At 67.5% G+C, this 19,943-nt stretch carries 24 protein-coding genes; 13 read left to right on the top strand and 11 right to left on the bottom strand.

Annotated features, from left to right (window positions below; genetic code table 11):
• From AC3ANX_RS15505 to cobS, 4 genes are all read right to left on the bottom strand, one after another.
• Entirely contained in the window at positions 1-147 is a 147-nt protein-coding gene (locus tag AC3ANX_RS15505) for a hypothetical protein (RefSeq protein ID WP_488334156.1), read from the bottom strand.
• Between the two features lie 74 nt (positions 148-221).
• The gene (locus AC3ANX_RS15500) at positions 222-479 is read right to left on the bottom strand and encodes a ribbon-helix-helix domain-containing protein (protein ID WP_488334155.1); all 258 of its coding nucleotides are present in this window, start codon (positions 477-479) and stop codon (positions 222-224) included.
• Positions 476-2,308 carry a cobaltochelatase subunit CobT gene (gene cobT, locus AC3ANX_RS15495; RefSeq protein WP_488334154.1) on the bottom strand — a complete coding sequence of 611 codons (1,833 nt, stop codon included), beginning with the start codon at positions 2,306-2,308 and terminating at the stop codon, positions 476-478. The genes AC3ANX_RS15500 and cobT overlap by 4 nt, the downstream gene beginning before the upstream one ends.
• A 203-nt stretch (positions 2,309-2,511) precedes the next feature.
• Entirely contained in the window at positions 2,512-3,516 is a 1,005-nt protein-coding gene (gene cobS, locus AC3ANX_RS15490) for a cobaltochelatase subunit CobS (protein ID WP_488334153.1), read from the bottom strand.
• Positions 3,517-3,743: 227 nt separating this feature from the next.
• Here cobS and AC3ANX_RS15485 point away from each other — a divergent pair, with 227 nt between their 5' ends.
• The 4 genes from AC3ANX_RS15485 to AC3ANX_RS15470 are packed head-to-tail and all read left to right on the top strand — an operon-like array spanning position 3,744 to position 5,900.
• Positions 3,744-4,160, top strand: coding sequence for a VOC family protein (locus tag AC3ANX_RS15485; RefSeq protein WP_488334152.1), 417 nt, complete (start codon positions 3,744-3,746; stop codon positions 4,158-4,160).
• 32 nt (positions 4,161-4,192) lie between these two features.
• On the top strand, positions 4,193-4,969 hold the full coding sequence (locus AC3ANX_RS15480; protein ID WP_488334151.1) for a VOC family protein: 777 nt from the start codon (positions 4,193-4,195) through the stop codon (positions 4,967-4,969).
• Entirely contained in the window at positions 4,966-5,451 is a 486-nt protein-coding gene (locus AC3ANX_RS15475; RefSeq protein ID WP_488334150.1) for a VOC family protein, read from the top strand. The genes AC3ANX_RS15480 and AC3ANX_RS15475 overlap by 4 nt, the downstream gene beginning before the upstream one ends.
• Entirely contained in the window at positions 5,448-5,900 is a 453-nt protein-coding gene (locus AC3ANX_RS15470) for an SRPBCC family protein (RefSeq protein ID WP_488334149.1), read from the top strand. Before AC3ANX_RS15475 ends, AC3ANX_RS15470 begins: the two co-directional genes overlap by 4 nt.
• 133 nt (positions 5,901-6,033) lie before the next feature.
• On the opposite strand, the gene AC3ANX_RS15465 is transcribed toward AC3ANX_RS15470, so the two are convergent.
• Positions 6,034-6,648 carry a J domain-containing protein gene (locus AC3ANX_RS15465; protein ID WP_488334148.1) on the bottom strand — a complete coding sequence of 205 codons (615 nt, stop codon included), beginning with the start codon at positions 6,646-6,648 and terminating at the stop codon, positions 6,034-6,036.
• A 40-nt stretch (positions 6,649-6,688) separates the two neighbouring features.
• Here AC3ANX_RS15465 and AC3ANX_RS15460 point away from each other — a divergent pair, with 40 nt between their 5' ends.
• Genes AC3ANX_RS15460 through AC3ANX_RS15440 form a run of 5 tightly spaced genes read left to right on the top strand, consistent with a single transcriptional unit; the run spans position 6,689 to position 9,851 of the window.
• Positions 6,689-6,973: a BolA family protein gene (locus AC3ANX_RS15460; protein WP_488334147.1), complete on the top strand. Its 285-nt coding sequence runs from the start codon at positions 6,689-6,691 to the stop codon at positions 6,971-6,973.
• Between the two features lies 1 nt (position 6,974).
• Positions 6,975-7,685 (top strand): glutathione S-transferase, encoded by a 711-nt coding sequence (locus AC3ANX_RS15455; RefSeq protein WP_488334146.1) that lies wholly within the window; start codon positions 6,975-6,977, stop codon positions 7,683-7,685.
• The gene (locus AC3ANX_RS15450; RefSeq protein ID WP_488334145.1) at positions 7,682-8,125 is read left to right on the top strand and encodes an NUDIX hydrolase; all 444 of its coding nucleotides are present in this window, start codon (positions 7,682-7,684) and stop codon (positions 8,123-8,125) included. Before AC3ANX_RS15455 ends, AC3ANX_RS15450 begins: the two co-directional genes overlap by 4 nt.
• The gene (locus AC3ANX_RS15445) at positions 8,122-9,021 is read left to right on the top strand and encodes a pirin family protein (protein WP_488334144.1); all 900 of its coding nucleotides are present in this window, start codon (positions 8,122-8,124) and stop codon (positions 9,019-9,021) included. The genes AC3ANX_RS15450 and AC3ANX_RS15445 overlap by 4 nt, the downstream gene beginning before the upstream one ends.
• Positions 9,018-9,851, top strand: coding sequence for an alpha/beta fold hydrolase (locus AC3ANX_RS15440; protein ID WP_488334143.1), 834 nt, complete (start codon positions 9,018-9,020; stop codon positions 9,849-9,851). Before AC3ANX_RS15445 ends, AC3ANX_RS15440 begins: the two co-directional genes overlap by 4 nt.
• A 31-nt stretch (positions 9,852-9,882) precedes the next feature.
• On the opposite strand, the gene AC3ANX_RS15435 is transcribed toward AC3ANX_RS15440, so the two are convergent.
• From AC3ANX_RS15435 to AC3ANX_RS15420, 4 genes are all read right to left on the bottom strand, one after another.
• Positions 9,883-10,827 (bottom strand): nucleoside hydrolase, encoded by a 945-nt coding sequence (locus tag AC3ANX_RS15435; RefSeq protein WP_488334142.1) that lies wholly within the window; start codon positions 10,825-10,827, stop codon positions 9,883-9,885.
• 185 nt (positions 10,828-11,012) lie between these two features.
• On the bottom strand, positions 11,013-12,020 hold the full coding sequence (locus AC3ANX_RS15430) for an adenosine deaminase (RefSeq protein ID WP_488334141.1): 1,008 nt from the start codon (positions 12,018-12,020) through the stop codon (positions 11,013-11,015).
• Positions 12,021-12,076: 56 nt separating this feature from the next.
• Complete coding sequence (locus AC3ANX_RS15425) at positions 12,077-12,274, bottom strand: hypothetical protein (protein ID WP_488334140.1); 198 nt, start codon at positions 12,272-12,274, stop codon at positions 12,077-12,079.
• Positions 12,275-12,331: 57 nt separating this feature from the next.
• Positions 12,332-14,026: a GGDEF domain-containing protein gene (locus tag AC3ANX_RS15420; protein ID WP_488334139.1), complete on the bottom strand. Its 1,695-nt coding sequence runs from the start codon at positions 14,024-14,026 to the stop codon at positions 12,332-12,334.
• Positions 14,027-14,310: 284 nt separating this feature from the next.
• On the opposite strand from AC3ANX_RS15420, the gene AC3ANX_RS15415 reads away from it, so the two are divergent.
• A complete protein-coding gene (locus AC3ANX_RS15415) occupies positions 14,311-14,763 on the top strand; it encodes a UrcA family protein (protein WP_488334138.1) in 453 nt (150 codons plus the stop codon).
• 49 nt (positions 14,764-14,812) lie between these two features.
• On the opposite strand, the gene clpA is transcribed toward AC3ANX_RS15415, so the two are convergent.
• On the bottom strand, positions 14,813-17,128 hold the full coding sequence (gene clpA / locus AC3ANX_RS15410) for an ATP-dependent Clp protease ATP-binding subunit ClpA (RefSeq protein ID WP_488334137.1): 2,316 nt from the start codon (positions 17,126-17,128) through the stop codon (positions 14,813-14,815).
• A 137-nt stretch (positions 17,129-17,265) separates the two neighbouring features.
• The gene (locus AC3ANX_RS15405; RefSeq protein WP_488334136.1) at positions 17,266-17,463 is read right to left on the bottom strand and encodes a DUF1192 family protein; all 198 of its coding nucleotides are present in this window, start codon (positions 17,461-17,463) and stop codon (positions 17,266-17,268) included.
• An 82-nt stretch (positions 17,464-17,545) separates the two neighbouring features.
• Between AC3ANX_RS15405 and AC3ANX_RS15400 the strand changes: the two genes are divergently transcribed.
• From AC3ANX_RS15400 to AC3ANX_RS15390, 3 genes are all read left to right on the top strand, one after another.
• Entirely contained in the window at positions 17,546-18,550 is a 1,005-nt protein-coding gene (locus tag AC3ANX_RS15400) for an NAD(P)H-quinone oxidoreductase (RefSeq protein ID WP_488334135.1), read from the top strand.
• Positions 18,551-18,553: 3 nt separating this feature from the next.
• The gene (locus AC3ANX_RS15395) at positions 18,554-19,132 is read left to right on the top strand and encodes a hypothetical protein (RefSeq protein WP_488334134.1); all 579 of its coding nucleotides are present in this window, start codon (positions 18,554-18,556) and stop codon (positions 19,130-19,132) included.
• A 134-nt stretch (positions 19,133-19,266) separates the two neighbouring features.
• On the top strand, positions 19,267-19,884 hold the full coding sequence (locus tag AC3ANX_RS15390) for a glutathione S-transferase family protein (protein WP_488334133.1): 618 nt from the start codon (positions 19,267-19,269) through the stop codon (positions 19,882-19,884).
• Positions 19,885-19,943: the final 59 nt, after the last annotated feature.

Genomic DNA, 19,943 nt, shown 5'->3' with positions numbered 1-19,943 from the left:
TCAGAGCCAGATGCGGGCGGTGCCGAGGATCACCGCCCAGATCGCCAGGCTGAACGGCAGCGCCAGCGCGATGCCCGCGATCGGGCCGGTGGCGATCTCGTCCGCGGCATTGATCTGAAACGCGGCCATGATCGGTGCTTCAAACATCTCGTATCTCCCTGCTCGCTTTATAGGCGGGGGGCGAAAAAATCCGATATTCGGTGCGACACCGTTACGGGTTTCTACGTAACCGCGATGCTCTGCGCGGCCGCAAACAGCCAGCTACGGATCGCGCTGGCGAGATTTGGCGGATCGTCGGCGACGATCCGCACCGCGTCGATCTCCGCGATCAGCGCGCTCAACGGTAGGGCGTGATCGCGCGCCGCCTGTTCGAGCGCCTGCCAGAACAGAGGTTCGAGGCTGATCGAGGTCGGATGCCCCGCGATCGTGACCGAGCGTTTGACCGGGCCGGCGAACCCGCCCGCCGGTGCCGCGATCACGGCGTATCGAACAACGCGGCGAGCTGCTCGATGATCGTGCCGCCAAGCTGTTCGGCATCCATGATCGTCACCGCACGCGCATAATAGCGCGTCACGTCGTGGCCGATGCCGATCGCGACCAGCTCGACCGGCGAGCGCGATTCGATCCAGCCGATCACCTGGCGCAGATGGCGTTCGAGGAAACTGCCCGAGTTGACGCTGAGCGTGGAATCGTCGACCGGCGCGCCGTCCGAGATCACCATCAGGATCTTGCGTTCTTCGTGACGCGCGATCAGCCGCTGGTGCGCCCACAGCAGCGCCTCGCCGTCGATATTCTCCTTGAGCAGCCCCTCGCGCATCATCAGCCCGAGGTTGGTCTTGGCGCGCCGCCACGGTTCGTCGGCCTGTTTATAGACGATGTGGCGGATGTCGTTGAGTCGCCCCGGCTGGGGCGGCCGGCCTGCGCCGAGCCACGCCTCGCGGCTCTGCCCACCCTTCCACGCGCGCGTGGTGAAGCCGAGGATCTCGGTCTTGACGCCGCAGCGCTCCAGCGTGCGCGCGAGGATGTCCGCGCTGATCGCCGCGATCGAGATCGGCCGCCCGCGCATCGAGCCGCTGTTGTCGATCAGCAAGGTGACGACCGTGTCGCGGAACTCGGTCTCGCGCTCGATCTTGTAGCTCAAGGACAGCATCGGGTTGACGACGATCCGCGCCAGCCGCGCCGCGTCGAGGATGCCTTCCTCCTGATCGAAGTCCCAGCTCCGGCTCTGCTGGGCCATCAACCGGCGTTGCAGCCGGTTGGCGAGCTTGGTCACAGCACCTTGCAGATGGACGAGTTGCTGGTCGAGATAGGCGCGCAGGCGGATCAGTTCGTCCGCGTCGCACAGGTCGGTGGCGGCGACGACCTCATCGAACTTGGTCGTCCAGGCTTTGTACTCGAACTGCGGCGGCATGTCCGACATCGGGCGGTTCGGGCGGGTCGGCAGCATGCCGTCCTCGCCGTCGTCGCCGGGTTCGCCTTCGCCGTCGTCGAACTGCTGGTCGTCGCGGTCCTCGCCTTCGCCGTCCTGCTGGTCGGTCTCGCTCTCCGATCCGCGCGCCTCGATCTCGCCTTCGCCCTGCTCGGTCTCGGCGTCGCCCTCGTCGCTGTCGTCGGTCTGTTCCTGCTCGTCGGTGCCCTCGTCCTCGGAGCCGCCCTCGTCGGTCTCCTCCGGCACGAGTTCGCCTTCGATGAGGTCGAGATCCTCGAGCAGCCGCGTCGTCAGTCCGGCGAACGCGCGCTGATCGTCGATGGCGAGCGCGAGCGCGTCGAGATTGGCGCCGGCCTGCCGCTCGATCCAGTCGCGGACCAGCGCCATCGCGGGCGCGGCGGCGGCGGGGGGCAGCGCCCCGGTCAGCCGCTCACGCACGACGAGGCCGAGCGCGGTCGACAGCGGCACCTCGTCGCGGTTGCGTGCGCGTGTGATCGGGTCCGAGCGCAACCGCGCGTCGAGCGCGATCGCGAGATTGTCGGTGATCCCCGTATAGCCGCGCGCGCCGAGCGCCTCGACCCGCGCCGTCTCCACCGCATCGAACACCGCGCGCGCCACCGCCTCGGCCGGCGCGGCCTTCGCGTGGAGCTTCACGTCGTGATGGCGCAGCCGCAACGCGAAGCCGTCGGCGAAGCCACGCGCTTCCGCGACCTGTTCGGCCGGCAGATTGCGCGCGGGCATCGGCACCTTGATGTGCTTGCCCGATTGGGTCGGCGCGTCGGTGGTGAAGCCAAGCTCCACCTCGGGCTCGCGCGACAGCGCGCGCGTCGCGCCGCCGAGCACGGTCTTGAAACGGTCGAGCGGGGTTTCGGTGGTCACGTACTTCAGCTGTTCTTATCTAGATTTGAAACCATCCGCACGAAGGGCGCACCACCGCGCGTCAGAATGATTTCCTGACCGAAATGTGCGCGGCCCACCAACACGGCCAAGGACCGCCGAGCGACAGCCTCGTCGATGAAGATCGGCTTCCTTGGCATTGCTACATTCCCTCGCCGGAAAAGCTGCGCTCGTTTCCGCTTCGATCAACCCTTCGCTGTCACGCTCTCGGGCAAGTCCTTGCCGAACACGCGCTGGTAATATTCCGCCACCAGCGGCCGCTCGGCCTCGTCGCACTTGTTGAGGAAGCTCAGCCGGAACGCGAAGCCGACGTCACCGAAGATCAGCGTATTCTGCGCCCAGGTGATGACGGTGCGCGGGCTCATCACGGTCGAGATGTCGCCGTTCATGAAGCCGCGCCGGGTGAGATCCGCCACCTTGACCATCTGCTCGACGGTCTGCTTGCCCTCGGGCTTGTCGTACTCGCCCGACTTGGCCAGCACGATCTGCGCTTCCACCTTGGCGGGCAGATAGTTGAGCGTGACGACGATGTTCCAGCGGTCCATCTGGCCCTGGTTGATCTGCTGCGTGCCGTGATACAGCCCGCTCGTGTCGCCGAGGCCGATCGTGTTGGCGGTGGCGAACAGGCGGAACCATGGGCTCGGGCGGATCACGCGATTCTGGTCGAGCAGGGTCAGCTTGCCCTCGGTTTCCAGCACGCGCTGGATCACGAACATTACATCGGGGCGACCGGCGTCATATTCGTCGAACACCAGAGCGGTCGGCGTCTGCAAAGCCCAGGGCAGCAGCCCCTCGCGGAACTCCGTCACCTGCTGGCCGTCCTTGAGCACGATCGCGTCGCGACCGACCAGATCGATGCGGCTGATATGCGCGTCGAGGTTGATGCGGATGCACGGCCAGTTGAGCCGCGCCGCGACCTGCTCGATATGGCTCGATTTGCCTGTGCCGTGATAGCCCTGCACCATCACGCGACGGTTGTGCGCGAAGCCCGCGCAGATCGCGAGCGTGGTATCCTTGTCGAACACATAGGCCGGATCGAGATCGGGCACGCGCTCGTCCGCTTCGCTGAAGGCGGGGACTTCCATGTCCGAATCGATGCCGAACAGATCGCGGACCTTGGCCATGTGATCGGGCGCGTCGAGGATCGTCGTCTCGCGGCTGTCGGGCTGGGTGTTGGGGATGTCGGTCATGGGCGTACGTACCGTGTTGTGAGCTGTCGCGAAGCCCCCTAACGCATCGCGCGCGCAAACGGCACTTCGCTTTGTTCAGTGCGAACGATATCGGTCCGCGTCAAGCCGTCACGGTCCCGGACGCATCGTCGCGCCGGCGTTTGCCACTTTCCGGTTTCATAGCGGACGTGGATGATGGCAAGATCGTCTGACACAGAGAAACGATTCGTAGGAGGAGGGTTCTGGCCATGACCAAGATGATCTTCATAAGCCTGCCCGTCGCCGATGTCGCTGCCTCCGCCACCTTTTACGAAGCGATCGGTTTTACTCGGAACGCTGCGTTCAGCAACGACAGCGCCGCCGCGATGATCTGGTCCGACGCGATTCACGTCATGCTGATGAGCCATGACTTCTACGCCACGTTCACCAGCAAGACGATCATCGACGCCAGGACGACGAGCGGCGCGCTGTTCGCCTTGTCGTTCGACGATCGCGCCGGGGTGGACGCGTTCACCGAAGCGGCGCTCGCCGCCGGGGCGCGCGAGGTGCATGGCCCGGAGGACGAAGGCTATATGTACAGCCGCGCGTTCGAGGATCTCGACGGCTATGCGTTCGGGCCGATGTGGATGGATGTGGCCGCGATGCCATCGGCCCACGGCGGCTGATCGTCACACGATCACCCAGCGGGAGAGAGACAATGCCGACGCCGTACGGAATGCCGATCTGGTACGAACTCGTCACCGGCGATGCCGAAAGCGCCAAACGCTTCTACGGCGACATCGTCGGCTGGACGACCACCACGTTCGAGATGCCGGGTGGGGCATATACGATCTGGAATGCGGAGAGTGTCGGCATCGGCGGTCTGGTCGAGACGGCTCAATCGCCGACCGGCGGCCCGGTGTGGCTCGCCTATTTCCACGTTGCCGATGTCGATGCCAAGGCGGCCGACACTCTCGCGGCGGGCGGGCGCACGCATATGGGGCCGTTCGATCTGCCGCAGGTCGGCCGGATCGCGCTGGTCGAGGATGCGCAGGGCGCGGTCTTCTACCTGATGACGCCCGATCCGGCGATGGGCGACCAGCCGAGCACCTGCTTCTCGCCGACGCTGCCGATGCGCTGCGCGTGGAACGAGCTGGCCACGCGCGATGCCGCCGAGGCGCTGCCCTTCTACCACGATCTGCTCGGCTGGGTTTCGAACGAGGCGATGGCGATGGGGCCGGGGGGCGATTACAGCTTCCTCGACGTCGGCGAGACGCGGATCGGCGCGATGATGAACCGCCAGTCGCCCGAACACCCGGTGGCGTGGACCTTCTATTTCCGCGTGCCCGATGCCGATGCTGCGGCCGAGCGGGTGCGGGCGGGCGGCGGCACCGTCGTCATGGGGCCGATGGAGGTGCCCGGCGGCGAACGGATCGTCGTCGCGCGCGATCCGCAAGGCGCGTCGGTCGGCTTCGTGTCGGGGGCGCGGGCATGAGCAAGATCACCACCTGCCTGTGGTTCGACGGACAGGCCGAGGAAGCCGCCACGTTCTACGCGAGCGTCTTTCCCGATTCAGCGGTCACCGCCGTGCAGCGTGCCGCGCTCGACTATCCGGCGGGCAAGGCGGGCGATGTGCTCACGGTCGAGTTCACCGTCTGCGGGCAGCGCTTCCTCGGGCTCAACGGCGGCGCGGGCAAGCCGTTCAGCGAAGCGGTGTCGTTCCAGATCTTCACCGACGATCAGGCCGAGACCGACCGCTATTGGGAGGCGATCGTCTCGAACGGCGGTGCGGAGAGCCAATGTAGCTGGTGCCGCGACCGTTTCGGCGTGTCGTGGCAGATCGTGCCGCGCGCGCTGATGGCGGCGATGGCCGATCCCGACCGCGCCGCCGCGGCCCGCGCGATGGCGGCGATGATGACGATGCGCAAGATCGACATCGCCGCGATCGAGGCGGCACGGGCGGGAGAGCCGGCATGAGCGCGAGCAACGACCTGTCGGTCACGCGGCTGATCGACGCGCCGGTCGGTGTGGTGTGGTCCGTGGCGACCGAACGGCTGGCCGAGTGGTGGTGCCCCAGGCCTTGGACGACCGAGATCGTGGCGTTGGACTGGCGCGCGGGCGGCCGCTCGGCGATGGTGATGCGCGGCCCGAACGGCGAGGCGCACGCGCAGGAGGGCGTGTTCCTCGAAGTGGTGCCGGGCGCGCGTTTCGTCTTCACCGATGCCTATGCGGCCGGATGGGTGCCGCAGACCCCGTTCATGACCGGCGTCTTCGAATTCTCCGGCGAGGGCGGCAAGACCCGCTACACCGCGAGCGCACGCCACTGGACCGCCGAGGCGAAGGCGCAGCATGAGGCGATGGGGTTCGAGAGCGGCTGGGGCGCGGTGGCCGATCAGCTCGCCGCGCTGGCGGAGGCGAACGGCTGAACACCACGTCGCCCCGGCGCAGGGCCCCATCAAAGTATTGCTTTGATGGGGCCCGCAGGCCGGGGCCGCTAGGGGGCGGGCGCTGCGTTCCCTCACGCGGCGGCCCCGGCCTGCGCCGGGGCGACGGCTTCGTTCACGCGAACGCGGGCGCGCTCTTGAGTTGCGTATAAGCGGCGATCACGTCTTGCAGCTTCTTCTCGAAGCTGCGGTCGCCGCCGTTGCGGTCGGGGTGGTAGCGCCGCACCAGTTCGGCGTAGCGCTGGCGTAAGCCCCGCCGGTCGGTGTCGGTCGGCAGGTCGAGCACCTTCAGCGCGCGGCGGTCGGGCTCGGACAGCGGCTTGCCGTCCGCGCGCGTCGCCGCTGCTGCCGTAGCACCCCGGAAGCGTGCGCCGATCGCGTCGAGCGGATCGGCGAAGTCGGCCCATTTCGGCGGCCGGTCGGCGCCGCCGTTGCCGGTGAAGGCGCGCGTCTCGCGTTCCCAGCCGCCGTAGGGGCGCTGCGCGTCGTGAATCTCGTCCGCGCTCATGCCCGCGAAGAAGTTGTAGCGCGCGTTGAAGGCGCGGACATGCTCCAGGCAGAACCAGCGGTACGGGCGCGGCCCTTCAAAGTCGTTGCGCGGGCCTTCGGCGGGCGCGCGGAACTCGCCGGGCAGATCGCAGCCCGGCTCGTCGCACACGCGCCCGCTGCCTTCCACGCGACCGTGGAAGCGGATGCCGGGTCGGTCTTTCTTTTCGGTCTGGCGTGCCACGCCGGCTCCCTGAAATGCTTAAACCGCGTATATAGGCGCGATGAACACGCTCGCCACCGGGTCCGTCGCCGATCAGATCGCCGCCCGTCTCACCGCCGCCCTCCAGCCGTCGCAGCTCGAGGTCGTCAACGACAGCCACCACCATGCCGGCCACATGGGCGACGACCGTTCGGGCGAATCGCATTTCACCGTGATCGTCGAGAGTGCGGCCTTTGTCGGCCTCTCGCGCGTTCAGCGGCAGCGGCTCGTCAATCAGGCGCTGGCGGAGCTGCTCGCCGAACGCATCCACGCGCTGGCGATAAAGGCTCGCGCGCCGGGAGAATGAGATGACGTACAGGCTGTGGTACTGGCCCGGCATCCAGGGGCGCGGCGAGTTCGTGCGGCTGGCGCTGGAAGCTGGCGGGATTGCCTATGCCGACCTCGCGCGCGAACAGGGCGCCGAGGCGATGATGGCGAACCTCGCGGGCCATGCCGACACGCGCGGGGCGTTCGCGCCGCCCTATCTGGAAACCGACGAGGGCGTGGTCTCGCAGGTCGCCAACATCCTCGCCTATCTCGGCGAGAAACATAAGCTCAGCCCCTCCGGTCTGGCCGACCGGCAATGGCTGAACGCGGTGCAACTGACGATCGCCGATCTCGTGGCGGAGGCTCACAACGTCCACCACCCGGTCGCGATGATGGACTATTACGAGGACCAGAAGGCGGAAGCCGCACGCGCCGCCAAGCAGTTCCGCGAGGCGCGGATGCCCAAGTTCCTCGGCTATTTCGAGGCCGCGCTCGGCGCCAATGCCGGCGACTGGCTGATGGGCGCGGCGTGGAGCTACGGCGACACGTCGCTGTTCCAGATCGTCGAGGGGCTACGCTACATGTTCCCCAGGCGCATGGCCGCGATCGAGCGGGATTATCCCAAGCTGATCGCGCTGCGCGACCGGGTGGCGGCGATCGACGGCATCGCCGCGTACCTCGCCAGCGACCGGCGCATCGCGTTCAACACCGACGGCATCTTCCGCCATTATCCCGAGCTGGATGCGGCATGACGACGCGCATCGCCCGTCCCGCCGCGCGCATCCTGCTGATCGACGGCGACGGGCGCATCCTGCTGTTCCGCTTCAACCCCGCCGACCGGCCGCCGTTCTGGTGCACGCCGGGCGGCGCGGTCGATCCGGGTGAGAGCTACGAAGCGGCGGCGCGGCGCGAACTGTTCGAGGAAACCGGCATCGTCGCCGAGCCGGGCGCGGAGGTCGCGCGTCGTGTGGCCGATTTCATCACGCTCGAAGGCGTTCCCGTCACCGCCGACGAACGCTATTTCCTCGTCCAGGCCGAAACGGTCGAGGTCGACACCAGCGGCCACACCCCGCTCGAACAACGCGTGATGCAGGAATGGCGCTGGTTCGCGCGCGATGAGATTGCCGGCTTCGCCGAGCCGATCTTCCCGACCGACCTGCTCGACCTGCTCGCCACGCTGGAGACATCATGACGCAAGACCTCATCCTCCAGACGCTCCTGCCGACCACGCACGATCTCGGCGGGTTCAAGGTGCATCGCACGCTGCCGGCCAAGCCCCGCACGATGGTCGGTCCGTTCATCTTCTTCGATCAGATGGGGCCCGCGCATCTCGATGCGGGGCAGGGGATCGACGTGCGCCCGCATCCGCATATCAATCTCGCCACCGTCACCTATCTGTTCGGCGGCGCGATCGAACATCGCGATTCGATCGGCAGCGACGCGCGGATCGAGCCGGGCGCGGTCAATCTGATGACGGCGGGGCACGGCATCGTCCATTCGGAGCGCTCCCCCGCTGACGAGCGCGCGGGCGGCCCCGAACTGTCGGGCATCCAGACCTGGCTCGCGCTCCCTGAGAAGGACGAGGAGATGGACCCGGCGTTCGAGCATCAGCCCGCCGGCGATCTGCCCGTGCTGAGCGACGGCGGCGTGGAGGCGCGCGTCATCATGGGCGACCTGTGGGGCCTGCATGCGCCGACCACCACCTATGCGCAGACGATCTATGCCGATATCGTGCTGCCGCCCGGCGGCAGCGTGCCGATCGACGCGGCAGCCGACGAGCGCGCGATCTACGTTGCGCTCGGCGAAGCGACGCTCGACGGCATGACGCTCGAGCCGATAACGCTCTACGTGCTGCGGCCGGGCACCACGCCGACGCTGCGCTCCGAGACCGGTGGGCGGGTGATGCTCGCGGGCGGCGAGGCGTTTGCCAGCCCACGCCATGTCTTCTGGAACTTCGTCTCATCCAGCCGCGAGCGGATCAATGAGGCCAAGCGGGCGTGGAAGGCGGGCGCGTTCCCCAAGGTGCCGGGCGACGACACGGAGTGGATTCCGCTGCCCGAGGTGCCGCTGACGGTCAGCTACCCATGATCCGCGTGCCGCTCGCCACCGGCGTCGAACTCGACGTTCAGGTCGCGGGCGATCCGGCACGACCGGCGATCGTGCTGCTGCATGGTTTCCCGGAGTCGCACCGGACGTGGCGGCATCAGATCCCCGAACTGGCGAAGACGCATTTCGTCATCGCGCCCGACCAGCGCGGCTATGCGCGATCGTCCAAGCCGGCGGCGGTGAGTGATTATGCGCCCGAGCGGATCATGGCCGACGTGTTCGCGCTCGCCGACCATTTCGGGCGCGAGACCTTCACGCTGGTCGGGCACGACTGGGGCGGGGCGATCGCGTGGGGCGCGGCGATGACGCGGCCCGACCGGGTGACGCGATTGGCGATCCTCAACGCGCCGCATCCGGTGCTGTTCGCGCGCACGCTCGCCGACCCGGCGCAGGCGAAGGCGAGCGGCTATATCGGCTTCATCCGCCGCACCCGGCTCGATCGCTCGCGTCTGTTGGCGAGCGTGCTCGGCAGTCGCCTCGTCCAGCGGCTCGCCGCGCTGGCGGTGGGGCGCGACCGGGCGGCGCATCTCGACGAATGGAGCCAGCCGGGCGCGATGACCGGCATGCTCAACTGGTATCGCGCGGCGGGTGCGATGACCGGGCAGGGCGACGCCCCCGCGCCGCTGGTGACCCAGCCGACCTTGGTGATCTGGGGCATGCGCGACCGCTACCTGCTGCCGGTGCAGCTCGACGGGCTCGATGCGCTCGTGCCCGATCTGACGCTGGTCAGGCTCGACGCGGGGCATTTCATCCCGTGGGCGGCGCCCAAGGCGGTGAATGCGGCATTGCGGGCGTGGCTCGACCGTCGCTGAGCCGTTCGTCCGGAGTCCTTCGGCTGGCTGGCTATTTCCGCCCGATCTCGCGCGCGAGCAGCGCCTCCAGCTTCGCCGGGTCGATCGCGCGCACCACCTCGGCGGGCCGCTCGCCGAGCCCGGGCTGGTCGCCCGCCGGCCACGTCAGCATGTCGCCATACCCGGCGGAGAACGCGGTGTCGTAATCGGCGTACAGCGTCTGTTTGCGCGTCACGATCGACGGATCGAGCCACACCGCCGCGGCGGTCTCATCCCACAGCGGCAAGCCCGGCTCCTGCGCCGCGATGAACTTCGCCACCTCGGGCGACGCGGCCTTGGCCAGCCGGTCGCGGAGCGCGGGGGTGAGTTGCGTCGCGGTCGCCGCATCGACTGGCACCGCCACGATCCGCCGCCAGGGCGCGCGCGCGACGATGCTCGCCGCCTCGGGATCGAAGCGGGCGTTGAATTCGCGGCGCGGCGTGTTGACGTAATCGCGCGCGAAGGCGGTGGCGGCGGCACCGTCCGCCTGCGGAGCGAGGCTGCCGGCCATATAGACCAGCTCCTTCGCCAGCCCCGCGAACGCCGGATCGAGCCGCTGCGCCAGCGCGAGGTTGGTGAACGGACCGGTGGCGAGGATCGTCACCTCGCCGGGATACCGATGCACCATGCGGATCAGGAAATTGGCGGCGATCTCGTCCGCCTGCCGGTGAGTCGGGTTGCCGCCCGGCAGGTCGACCGCAGTGTCGGGCGCGGTCGCGGGCTTGGCCCATGCGCCGCGCCACGTCAGCTTGCCGTACAGCGCCTCCCACCGGTCGGTCTGCGCCTCGGTGTTGACGAGCGGATAGGTCGCGCCCTGCACCACCGGCACGTCGCTGCGGTGCGCAATCTCCAGCCCTCTCAGCGCCAGCGCGGTCGCGCGGTTCGCCCAGACGTTGCCCGACACGGTGGTGAGCCCGAGCACCTCGACGCCCGGATCGGCGAGCAACATCAGGTGCATGAGCTAAAAGCCCTCGTCGTCGATGATGACCTTGCGTTTGGGCGTGTCGGCGTGGGCAACGCCAATGCTGAGAAAAAGCGCAAACAGAAACAGGGCTCCCGCGCAGGCGGGAGCCCAGCGCAACAGGGCGCCGGCGCTTCGGGCTCTGGGCTCCCGCCTGCGCGGGAGCACGGCAACCTGACGCGTCATGCCGCCGCCACGAACGTATCGAGCCGGGCGAGATGCGCCGCCACCGCCTCGGCGGGCAGGAAAGATCCGGTGAAGCTGTTGCGCGCCAGCGTCGCCAGCCCCGCAGGCCCGACCACCGGCGCGATCGCGCGGTAGTTGTCGCCGACATAGCCGCCGAAATAGGCGGGATCGTCCGAGTTGATCGTCGCTTTCAGCCCCAGCGCCAGCATTCGGTCGATCGGGTGCGCGGCGATCTCGGGCACGACGCACAGCTTGAGGTTGGAGAGCGGGCACACTGTCAGCGTCATCCCCTCCGCCGCGAGCCGCGCGACCAGCGCATCGTCCTCCAGCGCGCGGTTGCCGTGGTCGATCCGATCGACGTGCAGCACGTCGAGCGCCTCCCACACATAGGCAGGCGGGCCTTCTTCGCCGGCATGCGCGACCAGCTTCAGGCCCTTCGCGCGCGCGGCGGCGAACACGCGCGCGAACTTCTCGGGCGGGTGGCCGACCTCGGACGAGTCGAGCCCGACCGCGGCGATCCAGTCGAGCCACGGCTCGGCCGCGGCAAGCGTCGCGAAGGCGGCATCTTCGCTCAGGTGGCGCAGGAAACTCATGATGAGGCTGCTGGTGATGCCGTGCTTCGTCTCCGCTTCGGCCATGCCCGACAGCAGCCCTGCGATCACCGTGCCGAAGGCCACGCCGCGATCGGTATGGGTCTGCGGATCGAACATGATCTCGGCATGGACCACCCCGTCGGCGGCGGCGCGGTCGAAATAGGCGGCGGCGAGATCGTGGAAGTCCGCCTGGGTGCGCAGCACGTCGGCACCGGCATAATAGATATCGAGGAAATCCTGAAGGTTGCCGAAGGCGTAGGCGGCGCGCACCTCGTCCACCGTGCTGAACGGGATCGGCACGGCGTTGCGCTCGGCCAGCGCGAACATCAGCTCGGGTTCGAGGCTGCCTTCGATATGAAGATGGAGTTCGGCCTTGGGCAGGCCGGTGATGAAGCTGTCGAGATCGATCATCGCGCAGGCCTAACGCCCGTCGCGTGCAGCATCAAATCTTGCCTTCGCCGGCGCGCCTAAACGAAGCGGTGCGATGTCCAGGTGACGAGCACCGAAACCGCCATGATCCCCAGGTCGATGGCTGCCTGAACGCGGTGCGGCGCGAGGTCGGCCGGATCATGCAACTGGATGCGCAGATCGGCGGATGGATGACGCGCGCCCGCGACCAGCAGCAGCGCCAGTCCCCCACAGAGTGCGATCCGCCGGTTGCGCATGTCTTGTTCTCCCGCGCCGCCGTTTACCCTAACCGCGACGCCGCGACAAGCCGAGGGTCAGGCGGCGAAGCGTTGCGGGCTGGCCGCACGCGCGCGGTCGCGGCCGGCGGTTTTCGCGTCGTACAGCGCTGCGTCGGCCGAGCGGTACAGCACCTTCCAATCCGCCTCGCGCAGCAGCGGGCCGGTGCAGGTGCCGATGCTCGCCGTCACCGTCAGGTCGAACGGCATCCGCGCGCGGCGCAGGCGGTCGAGGATGTCCTCCGCCTGCGGTGCGCGCGCGCTGGCGATCACCACCGCGAACTCCTCACCACCGATCCGCGCGATCAGCGTGTCGGCGGGGAACGACTGGCGCAGCGTGCGCGCGAAGATGCGCAGCACCTCGTCGCCGCCATCGTGGCCGATCGTCTCGTTGACACGCTTGAAATGGTCGAGATCGGCGAGCAGCAGCGTGAAATCGCCCTCCTGCCCGATCGCGCCGCGCAGGAAGGCGCGCCGGTTGAGCAGCCCGGTCAGCGGATCGGTGTCGGCGAGCAGCCGGGCGGCGATTTCCTGTTCGCGTGCGCTGTCGCGCTCGCGCGTGAGCAGCAGCACGCGGTGGCCGATCGCGAGGCTCGACAGCAGCGCCTCGAGCGTCATCGACAGTACCGAGGAATTGTCGAGCCAGAAATCATACGGCCAGCCGCACAGGCCCCAGACCGCGCGCAGCAGCGCAAGCGTGATCGGCACCGACCAGGCGAGCGTGAAGAACGGCAGGAACGTGCTATGCTGCCGCCACGCGGCATGCAGGATCGGCACGACCGAGCCGAGCAGCAACAGGAAGCCGACGCCGTACGCCATGTCGAAGGCGTGCAGTCCCACCGGCGCGAGCGTGGCGATGCCGAGCGCGGGCAGGCCGACCGCGACGCTGGCGATCACGCCGATGCGCTTGATACGCTGCGTCACGACGCCCTGTTCGAAGAAGTTGCGCAGGAAGGCGAGAGCGGACACGCCGATCAGCGCGAGCAGCGCGTAATTCACCCGCATCCGTGCCGAATTGGCGAGCCACGGCATCAACCAGACGAGCGCACCCGACGAACTGAGCTCATAGCCGATCAGCGCCATCATCATCAGGCAGTAGAACGGCATGAAGCGGTGGCGCAGCGCATAGGCGAGCCCGAGATTGAACAGCAACAGCGCCGCGCAGGCGCCGCCGGTCGCGGCATAGAGCATCGCCAGCCGCGTGTCGGAACGCGCGACCTCCGCACCGGACGCGATCGTCGGCGCGAGCAGGATGCCGCGAATGTTCTGCACGCCCTGAACATGCCAGAGCAGCCGGACCACCGGTATGGGACGCCACGGCAGCCAATCCTGAAAGAACGCACCCAGCCGCATCGTGCGCGTCGCGCTATGATCGTCGGTGCGGATCGTGGCGATCGTGCCGTCCGCGAACAAGGCGTGAATCGTCACGGCGCGCTGCCACACGCTCGCCGATCGTACCGCCAGCCGGCCCGAACCCGCGGCGACGTCGAGCGGTTGACTGATCACCCAGAAATCGCCGTCACCGAAGCGAACCTGCGGGGTCGCGCAGTCGAACCGGCCGGGCGTGCGCATCAGCGTGGCGGCGTCGAGGCCGGGTGCGTCGCGCAACACGCACGCCTGAATCGGCACGCCGACCGGGCCGACGGTCGTCCGCGCGGCGGCGGGTGTGCCGCATAGCACGACGATCGCCGCGAGGAGCGAAACGAGACAGCGGAGGAGCGGGTGCCGCGACATCGGTTCGAACGGTTAGGGGATCAGGAACAACAACCGGTAAATTTTGCCGGGTGTGGTCCGATTTGGAGATATTTGCAGCGCGACATGCAACCCGCTGCGCCGCCTCGGTAAACCACCGAGGCTTGCAAAGATAAGCATAAAGCGCGGTTTGAAAAAATAGCGGGGCGGCAAAGCATCTTACAAGAATAGTTTACGAAAAGCGCGCGATCAGCGTCCGAAGTTTCATCCAAAACCGTCTTGTACTTGCAATATAACAGGCTTAGGCGCTCGCCCGAGCAAGCGAGATGATCGCCGCAAGAGGGACGGTCGCCTGCTCAGGTCGCGATATCGTGATGAAATCGCCCGCATTTTGCGGGGCGATGCCACGTGACCGGAGAAAAGGGATGCTCAACAAAATCATCGTCGCGGCCGTCGTGCCGCTGTTCTTCGCGCTCGGCTGCGCCAGCGCCGCGGCGGATGTGCCTGCCCAGTTCGGGGAGGCGCGCGTAAAGCGGGTCGATACGTCCGACCTCGATCTTCGTCAGCCCGCCGGCCGCAAGACGCTGGAGCGCCGCATCGGCTGGGCGATCATGTCGGTCTGCCCGATGCCGTCGGGCGCGAGCCTGCGCGACATGGCCCAGTTTTCCGCATGTCGCAGCAAGGCGCTGAACGGAACGCAGCCGCAGGTTGCGAGCCTGGTGGACAAGGCGGATCGGGTGCCCGGGCAGGCGGTGCTGGCTCGCGCCGACATTCGCTGAAACGCAAACCGGCAGGTCGGGGCGCGGGCCCCGACCTGCCGGCTGACCGTCACTCGGTCGGCGTTTCGATCTTGGCGAGCTTGCCCTTCTTGGGCTTCTTCGGCGCCGCCGGCGTGATCTCGAAGGCGAGCGCGCCGTCCTTCATCTTCACGTTGACCTCGCCGCCATGCACCAGCTTGCCGAACAGCAGCTCCTCGGCGAGCGGCTGCTTGATCTTTTCCTGGATCAAACGGCCCATCGGGCGCGCACCGTACAACCGGTCATAGCCCTTTGTGGTGAGCCAGGTCTTCGATTCGTCGTCGAGGTTGATGTGGACGCCCCGGTCCGCCAGCTGCAATTCAAGCTGGAGGATGAACTTGTCCACCACCCGCGCCACAACCTCGGTCGGCAGGTAGCCGAACGGCACGATCGCATCGAGCCGGTTGCGGAATTCGGGCGAGAACATCTTCTGCACCGCCTGCTCGTCCTCGCCCTCGCGCGTGAGCGTGCCGAAACCCAAAGTCTCGCGCGCCATGTCCGCCGCGCCCGCATTGGTCGTCATGATGAGGATGACGTTGCGGAAATCGACGGTCTTGCCGTGCTGGTCGGTCAGGCGGCCGTTGTCCATCACCTGCAACAGGATGTTGAACAGGTCGGGATGCGCCTTCTCGATCTCATCGAGCAACAGCACGCAATGCGGCTGCTGATCGACCGCGTCGGTGAGCAGGCCGCCCTGATCGAACCCGACATAGCCGGGAGGCGCACCGATCAGCCGGCTGACCGAATGCCGCTCCATATATTCCGACATGTCGAAGCGCTGGAGCGGGATGCCCATGATCGTGGCGAGCTGCTTGGCGACCTCGGTCTTGCCGACGCCGGTCGGGCCGGTGAACAGATAGTTGCCGATCGGCTTCTCCGGGTCACGCAAGCCGGCGCGGCTGAGCTTGATCGCCGAGGCGAGCTTCTCGATCGCGTCGTTCTGGCCGAACACCACCCGCTTGAGATCGGTCTCGAGGCTTTCCAGCGCCTTGGTGTCGTCGGTCGAGACCGATTTCGGCGGGATGCGCGCCATCGTCGCGATCACGGCTTCGATCTCGCGCGTGGTGATGGTCTTCTTGCGCTTTGCGATTGGCACCAGCATCTGCATCGCGCCGACTTCGTCGATCACGTCGATCGCCTTGTCAGGCAGCTTGCGGTCGTTGATGTAGCGCGCCGACAATTCGACTGCCGCCTTGATCGCGTCGGGCGTGTATTTGACCGAATGGTGCGTCTCGAACGCGGATCGCAGCCCCGACAGGATCTTGATCGTGTCCTCGATCGTCGGCTCGTTCACGTCGATCTTCTGAAAGCGGCGCAGCAGCGCGCGATCCTTTTCGAAGTGGTTGCGGAATTCCTTGTAGGTGGTCGAGCCGATGCAGCGGATCGTGCCGCCCGACAGTGCCGGCTTGAGCAGGTTGGAGGCATCCATCGCCCCGCCGCTGGTCGCGCCCGCACCGATCACGGTGTGGATCTCGTCGATGAACAGCACCGCGTGCGGCAGCTTCTCAAGTTCGTTGACGACCGCCTTCAGGCGCTCCTCGAAATCGCCGCGATAGCGCGTGCCGGCGAGCAGCGCGCCCATGTCGAGCGAGTAGATGACGGCGGGCAGCAGCACCTCGGGCACGTCGCCCTCGACGATCTTGCGCGCGAGGCCCTCGGCGATCGCGGTCTTGCCGACGCCGGGATCGCCCACATAGAGCGGGTTGTTCTTCGAACGGCGGCACAGGATCTGCACGGTGCGATCGACCTCGGGCCCGCGCCCGATCAGCGGATCGACCTTGCCGCTCTTGGCCTTTTCGTTGAGATCGACGGTGAACTGCTTGAGCGCAGATTCCGCCTTGCCCTTGGACTCCGCCTTGGGCTTTTCCTCCTCCGCGCCCTTCACTTCGCGCGCCTCGGGAGCGGCGCCGCCCTTGCCGACGCCATGCGAGATGAAGCTGACGGCATCGAGACGGCTCATGTCCTGTTGCTGGAGGAAGTAGACGGCATAGCTCTCGCGTTCGGAGAACAGGGCGACGAGCACGTTGGCGCCCGTCACCTCGTCGCGACCCGACGACTGGACGTGGAGGATCGCGCGCTGCACGACGCGCTGGAAGCCGCTGGTCGGCGACGGATCGGTCGCGGTATCGACCTTCAGCGCTTCGAGTTCGGTATCGAGGTAATGCGCGACGGTGGTCTTGAGCTCGCCGAGATCTACCCCGCACGAGGACATCACCTTAGAGGCATGCTCGTCGTCGACCAGCGCGAGCAGCAGATGCTCGAGCGTGGCATATTCATGGCGCCGCGACGACGCGGCTTCGAGCGCCTTGTGGAGCGTGGTTTCCAGCGCGGAGGCGAAAGAGGGCATCAGTTTACTCCATGCGGACCGCAAGCGAACGCGCGGCCCTTTCCGACTATGTTGGAAGGCGGGGGGTTCGCATCAAGCACTTGAAATGCGCCTGCCCGCCTGAGTTTCGCGTTCGCCGCCCGGTCTGGCGGGCGCTGTCACTTCCTGAACAGATCGTCTGCGCTGGCGCGGTGCTTCGTCGCGCGTTCGATCTGCTGGCGGCTTCGCGCCGCCTCCGCCTCGAGTAAGGCGATCCGCGCGGTCAGTTCGTCCACAGACAGGCGTTCGAGATCCTGCCGCGCCAACCGAGAGAGCGGATCGTCGGAGTTTTTCGCGAGAATCTCGTCGAAGTCCATGTCCGGATCGTTGACCGATGGCCGCGCGATGTCAATAAGGTCCACTACGGGGTCCAATCCGGCGGAAGTGGGGCGGCGGATGATGAACACGATACCGACGACGATGCGGGCGATCGATCCCGATGCACCCGGCGGGCCGGAGGTGCTGCGCGTGGTCGAGCGGCCGGTGCCGCAGGTGGCGGCGGGCGAGGTGCTGATCCGCGTCCACGCCGCCGGGGTGAACCGGCCCGACGTGCTCCAGCGTCAGGGTGGCTATCCGCCGCCGCCGGGCGCCTCCTCGATCCCGGGCCTCGAAATCTCGGGCGAAATCATAGCTGTGGGCGAGGGCGTCGCGCCCGAGATGATCGGCCAGCCGGTCTGCGCGCTGCTCGCGGGCGGGGGCTATGCGGAGTATGCGGCGGTGCCTGCCGGCCAGTGCCTGCCGGTGCCGGAGGCGCTCTCGATGGTCGAGGCGGCCGCCTTGCCCGAGACGTTGTTCACGGTCTGGACCAACCTGTTCGAGCGCGCCTATGCGATCGAGGGCGACACCGTGCTGGTCCACGGCGGCACCAGCGGCATCGGCACCATGGCGATCAGCCTCGCCAAATTGTTCGGGCTGACCATCATCGTTACCGCCGGATCGGATGCGAAATGCGCCGCCGCGCTCGGGCTCGGCGCGGATCATGCGATCAATTATGCCGCGCAGGATTATGTGGAGGAAGTCCGCCGGATCACCGGCGGCGCGGGCGTCGCGGCGGTGCTCGACATGGTCGGCGGCGATTATCTGCCGCGCAACCTCAAATGCCTCGCCGACGATGGCCGTCACGTCTCGATCGCGGTACAGCGCGGCGCGAAGGCGGAAATCCCGATCTTCGAGATCATGCGCCGCCGCCTGACGCTGACCGGATCGACGCTGCGCGCGCGCGACGCCGCGTTCAAGGCGCTGGTGGCGGACGAACTCAGCCGCACCGTCTGGCCGCACATCGAAGCGGGCAAGCTGCGCCCGGTGATGGACCGCAGCTTTTCGCTCGCCGAGGCTGCCGACGCGCACCGGCGGATGGAGGAGGGGAGCCACATCGGCAAGATCGTGCTGACGCTGGCGGACTGAGCCGTGGCGCCCGCCGATCTGCCCGCCGACCCGATCGTGGCGCAGGACCGGCATCTGCGCAGCGCGATCCTCGGGGTGATCGTGCTCTGCGCGGTCGCGGTGCTGACCTTCACCGATCGCCCGCGCCTGATCGGCAGCCGCGCGCTGATACTGCCCGGCACCAGCATCGCGACGTCGGCCGCACCCGGCGGCTATGCCGAGGCGCTCGATCAATATGGCGTCCATCTGCCCAAGCGCGGCAGCGCGCCGGCCACCGCGCAACCCGCAGCCCTCGCCCCGCCCGAGCGGCTGCGCTTCGGCTATTCGGTGGTCGAGACGAGCATCCTCGGTGCGCCCTACGGGTTCCGCAAGGATGACGGCTACGTGGTCTATTACGAAACGCTGCGCGAATACGTCTATGCGCCGGTGAGCGATGACTACATGCGCAAGGTAAAGCTGCCGGGCCCGAAGCCGCTGTCGTCACAGCGCTTCGCCTGGTGGCGGCATGTTTGGGGCTGGGTGTTTCCGCTCGCGCTGGCCGGCTGGGGGTGGTTCGAGATCGGTGCCGCGCGCCGCAAGCGTGAGGCGGAGGGGGTGATCTGAAAGGCCGGATTCCGGCGAAGGCCGGGGAGCGGGTTCGACCATTTCGATAAGGCGTGCTTGTCGATCGCTCACCGCCGCTTGTTTGCTCTTGCCCCACACGCCGCGATACTGCGGGCCGACGAAGGGGGTGGCGAATGACCGATCTGATCCTGCACGAATATGCCAATTCGGGGAATTGCTACAAAATCCGTCTCACCGCCGCGCATATCGGCGCGACGCTCGACCGGCGCGAATACGACATCCTCGCTGGCGAAACCCGCACCGAGGCGTTCCTGCGAACCGTCAGCGCCAACGGCCGCATCCCGGTGCTTCAGATCGGGGACACGTTTCTGCCCGAAAGCAACGCCGCCTGCGTCTGGCTCGCGCATGGATCACCGCTGATCCCGTCCGACCGGTTCGACCATGCCGACATGCTGCGCTGGATGTTCTGGGAACAGTATAACCACGAACCCAATGTCGCGATGCTGCGCTTCTGGCGCGCGATGGTCGGCTTGGGCAACCTTACCGACGCGCAGCGCGCGCAACTGCCCACGCGACACGCCGCCGGCGATGCCGCGCTCGCGTTGATGGAGGCGCATCTCGCCGCGCGCGACTGGTTCGCCGCCGCCCGCTTCACGCTCGCCGACATCGCGCTCTACGCCTATACGCATGTCGCGCATGAAGGCGGGTTCGACCTGTCGCGCTACCCGGCCGTTTCGGCGTGGCTTGCACGAGTAGCGGCGCAGCCGGGGCATATCGCCATCACCGCGTAACGCGGCTGTCATCCCATCCGCCACAAGCTGTAACAAACGCGCGGCATAGTGCGTTCTCA

This window comes from Sphingomonas sp. BRN-1R, assembly GCF_057748035.1.
The sequence above is the reverse complement of the archived record's forward strand: the minus strand, read 5'-3'. Positions and strand labels throughout refer to the sequence as shown.

Excerpts from the sequence above, each read along its gene's own strand:
- AC3ANX_RS15505 (WP_488334156.1), bottom strand. The coding sequence starts at position 147 with ATGTTTGAAGCACCGATCATGGCCGCGTTTCAGATCAATGCCGCGGAC.
- cobS (WP_488334153.1), bottom strand. The coding sequence starts at position 3,516 with ATGACCGACATCCCCAACACCCAGCCCGACAGCCGCGAGACGACGATC.
- AC3ANX_RS15485 (WP_488334152.1), top strand. The coding sequence starts at position 3,744 with ATGACCAAGATGATCTTCATAAGCCTGCCCGTCGCCGATGTCGCTGCC.
- AC3ANX_RS15480 (WP_488334151.1), top strand. The coding sequence starts at position 4,193 with ATGCCGACGCCGTACGGAATGCCGATCTGGTACGAACTCGTCACCGGC.
- AC3ANX_RS15475 (WP_488334150.1), top strand. The coding sequence starts at position 4,966 with ATGAGCAAGATCACCACCTGCCTGTGGTTCGACGGACAGGCCGAGGAA.
- AC3ANX_RS15470 (WP_488334149.1), top strand. The coding sequence starts at position 5,448 with ATGAGCGCGAGCAACGACCTGTCGGTCACGCGGCTGATCGACGCGCCG.
- AC3ANX_RS15460 (WP_488334147.1), top strand. The coding sequence starts at position 6,689 with ATGAACACGCTCGCCACCGGGTCCGTCGCCGATCAGATCGCCGCCCGT.
- AC3ANX_RS15455 (WP_488334146.1), top strand. The coding sequence starts at position 6,975 with ATGACGTACAGGCTGTGGTACTGGCCCGGCATCCAGGGGCGCGGCGAG.
- AC3ANX_RS15450 (WP_488334145.1), top strand. The coding sequence starts at position 7,682 with ATGACGACGCGCATCGCCCGTCCCGCCGCGCGCATCCTGCTGATCGAC.
- AC3ANX_RS15445 (WP_488334144.1), top strand. The coding sequence starts at position 8,122 with ATGACGCAAGACCTCATCCTCCAGACGCTCCTGCCGACCACGCACGAT.
- AC3ANX_RS15440 (WP_488334143.1), top strand. The coding sequence starts at position 9,018 with ATGATCCGCGTGCCGCTCGCCACCGGCGTCGAACTCGACGTTCAGGTC.
- AC3ANX_RS15435 (WP_488334142.1), bottom strand. The coding sequence starts at position 10,827 with ATGCACCTGATGTTGCTCGCCGATCCGGGCGTCGAGGTGCTCGGGCTC.
- AC3ANX_RS15430 (WP_488334141.1), bottom strand. The coding sequence starts at position 12,020 with ATGATCGATCTCGACAGCTTCATCACCGGCCTGCCCAAGGCCGAACTC.
- AC3ANX_RS15425 (WP_488334140.1), bottom strand. The coding sequence starts at position 12,274 with ATGCGCAACCGGCGGATCGCACTCTGTGGGGGACTGGCGCTGCTGCTG.
- AC3ANX_RS15420 (WP_488334139.1), bottom strand. The coding sequence starts at position 14,026 with ATGTCGCGGCACCCGCTCCTCCGCTGTCTCGTTTCGCTCCTCGCGGCG.
- AC3ANX_RS15415 (WP_488334138.1), top strand. The coding sequence starts at position 14,311 with ATGATCGCCGCAAGAGGGACGGTCGCCTGCTCAGGTCGCGATATCGTG.
- clpA (WP_488334137.1), bottom strand. The coding sequence starts at position 17,128 with ATGCCCTCTTTCGCCTCCGCGCTGGAAACCACGCTCCACAAGGCGCTC.
- AC3ANX_RS15405 (WP_488334136.1), bottom strand. The coding sequence starts at position 17,463 with ATGGACTTCGACGAGATTCTCGCGAAAAACTCCGACGATCCGCTCTCT.
- AC3ANX_RS15400 (WP_488334135.1), top strand. The coding sequence starts at position 17,546 with ATGAACACGATACCGACGACGATGCGGGCGATCGATCCCGATGCACCC.
- AC3ANX_RS15390 (WP_488334133.1), top strand. The coding sequence starts at position 19,267 with ATGACCGATCTGATCCTGCACGAATATGCCAATTCGGGGAATTGCTAC.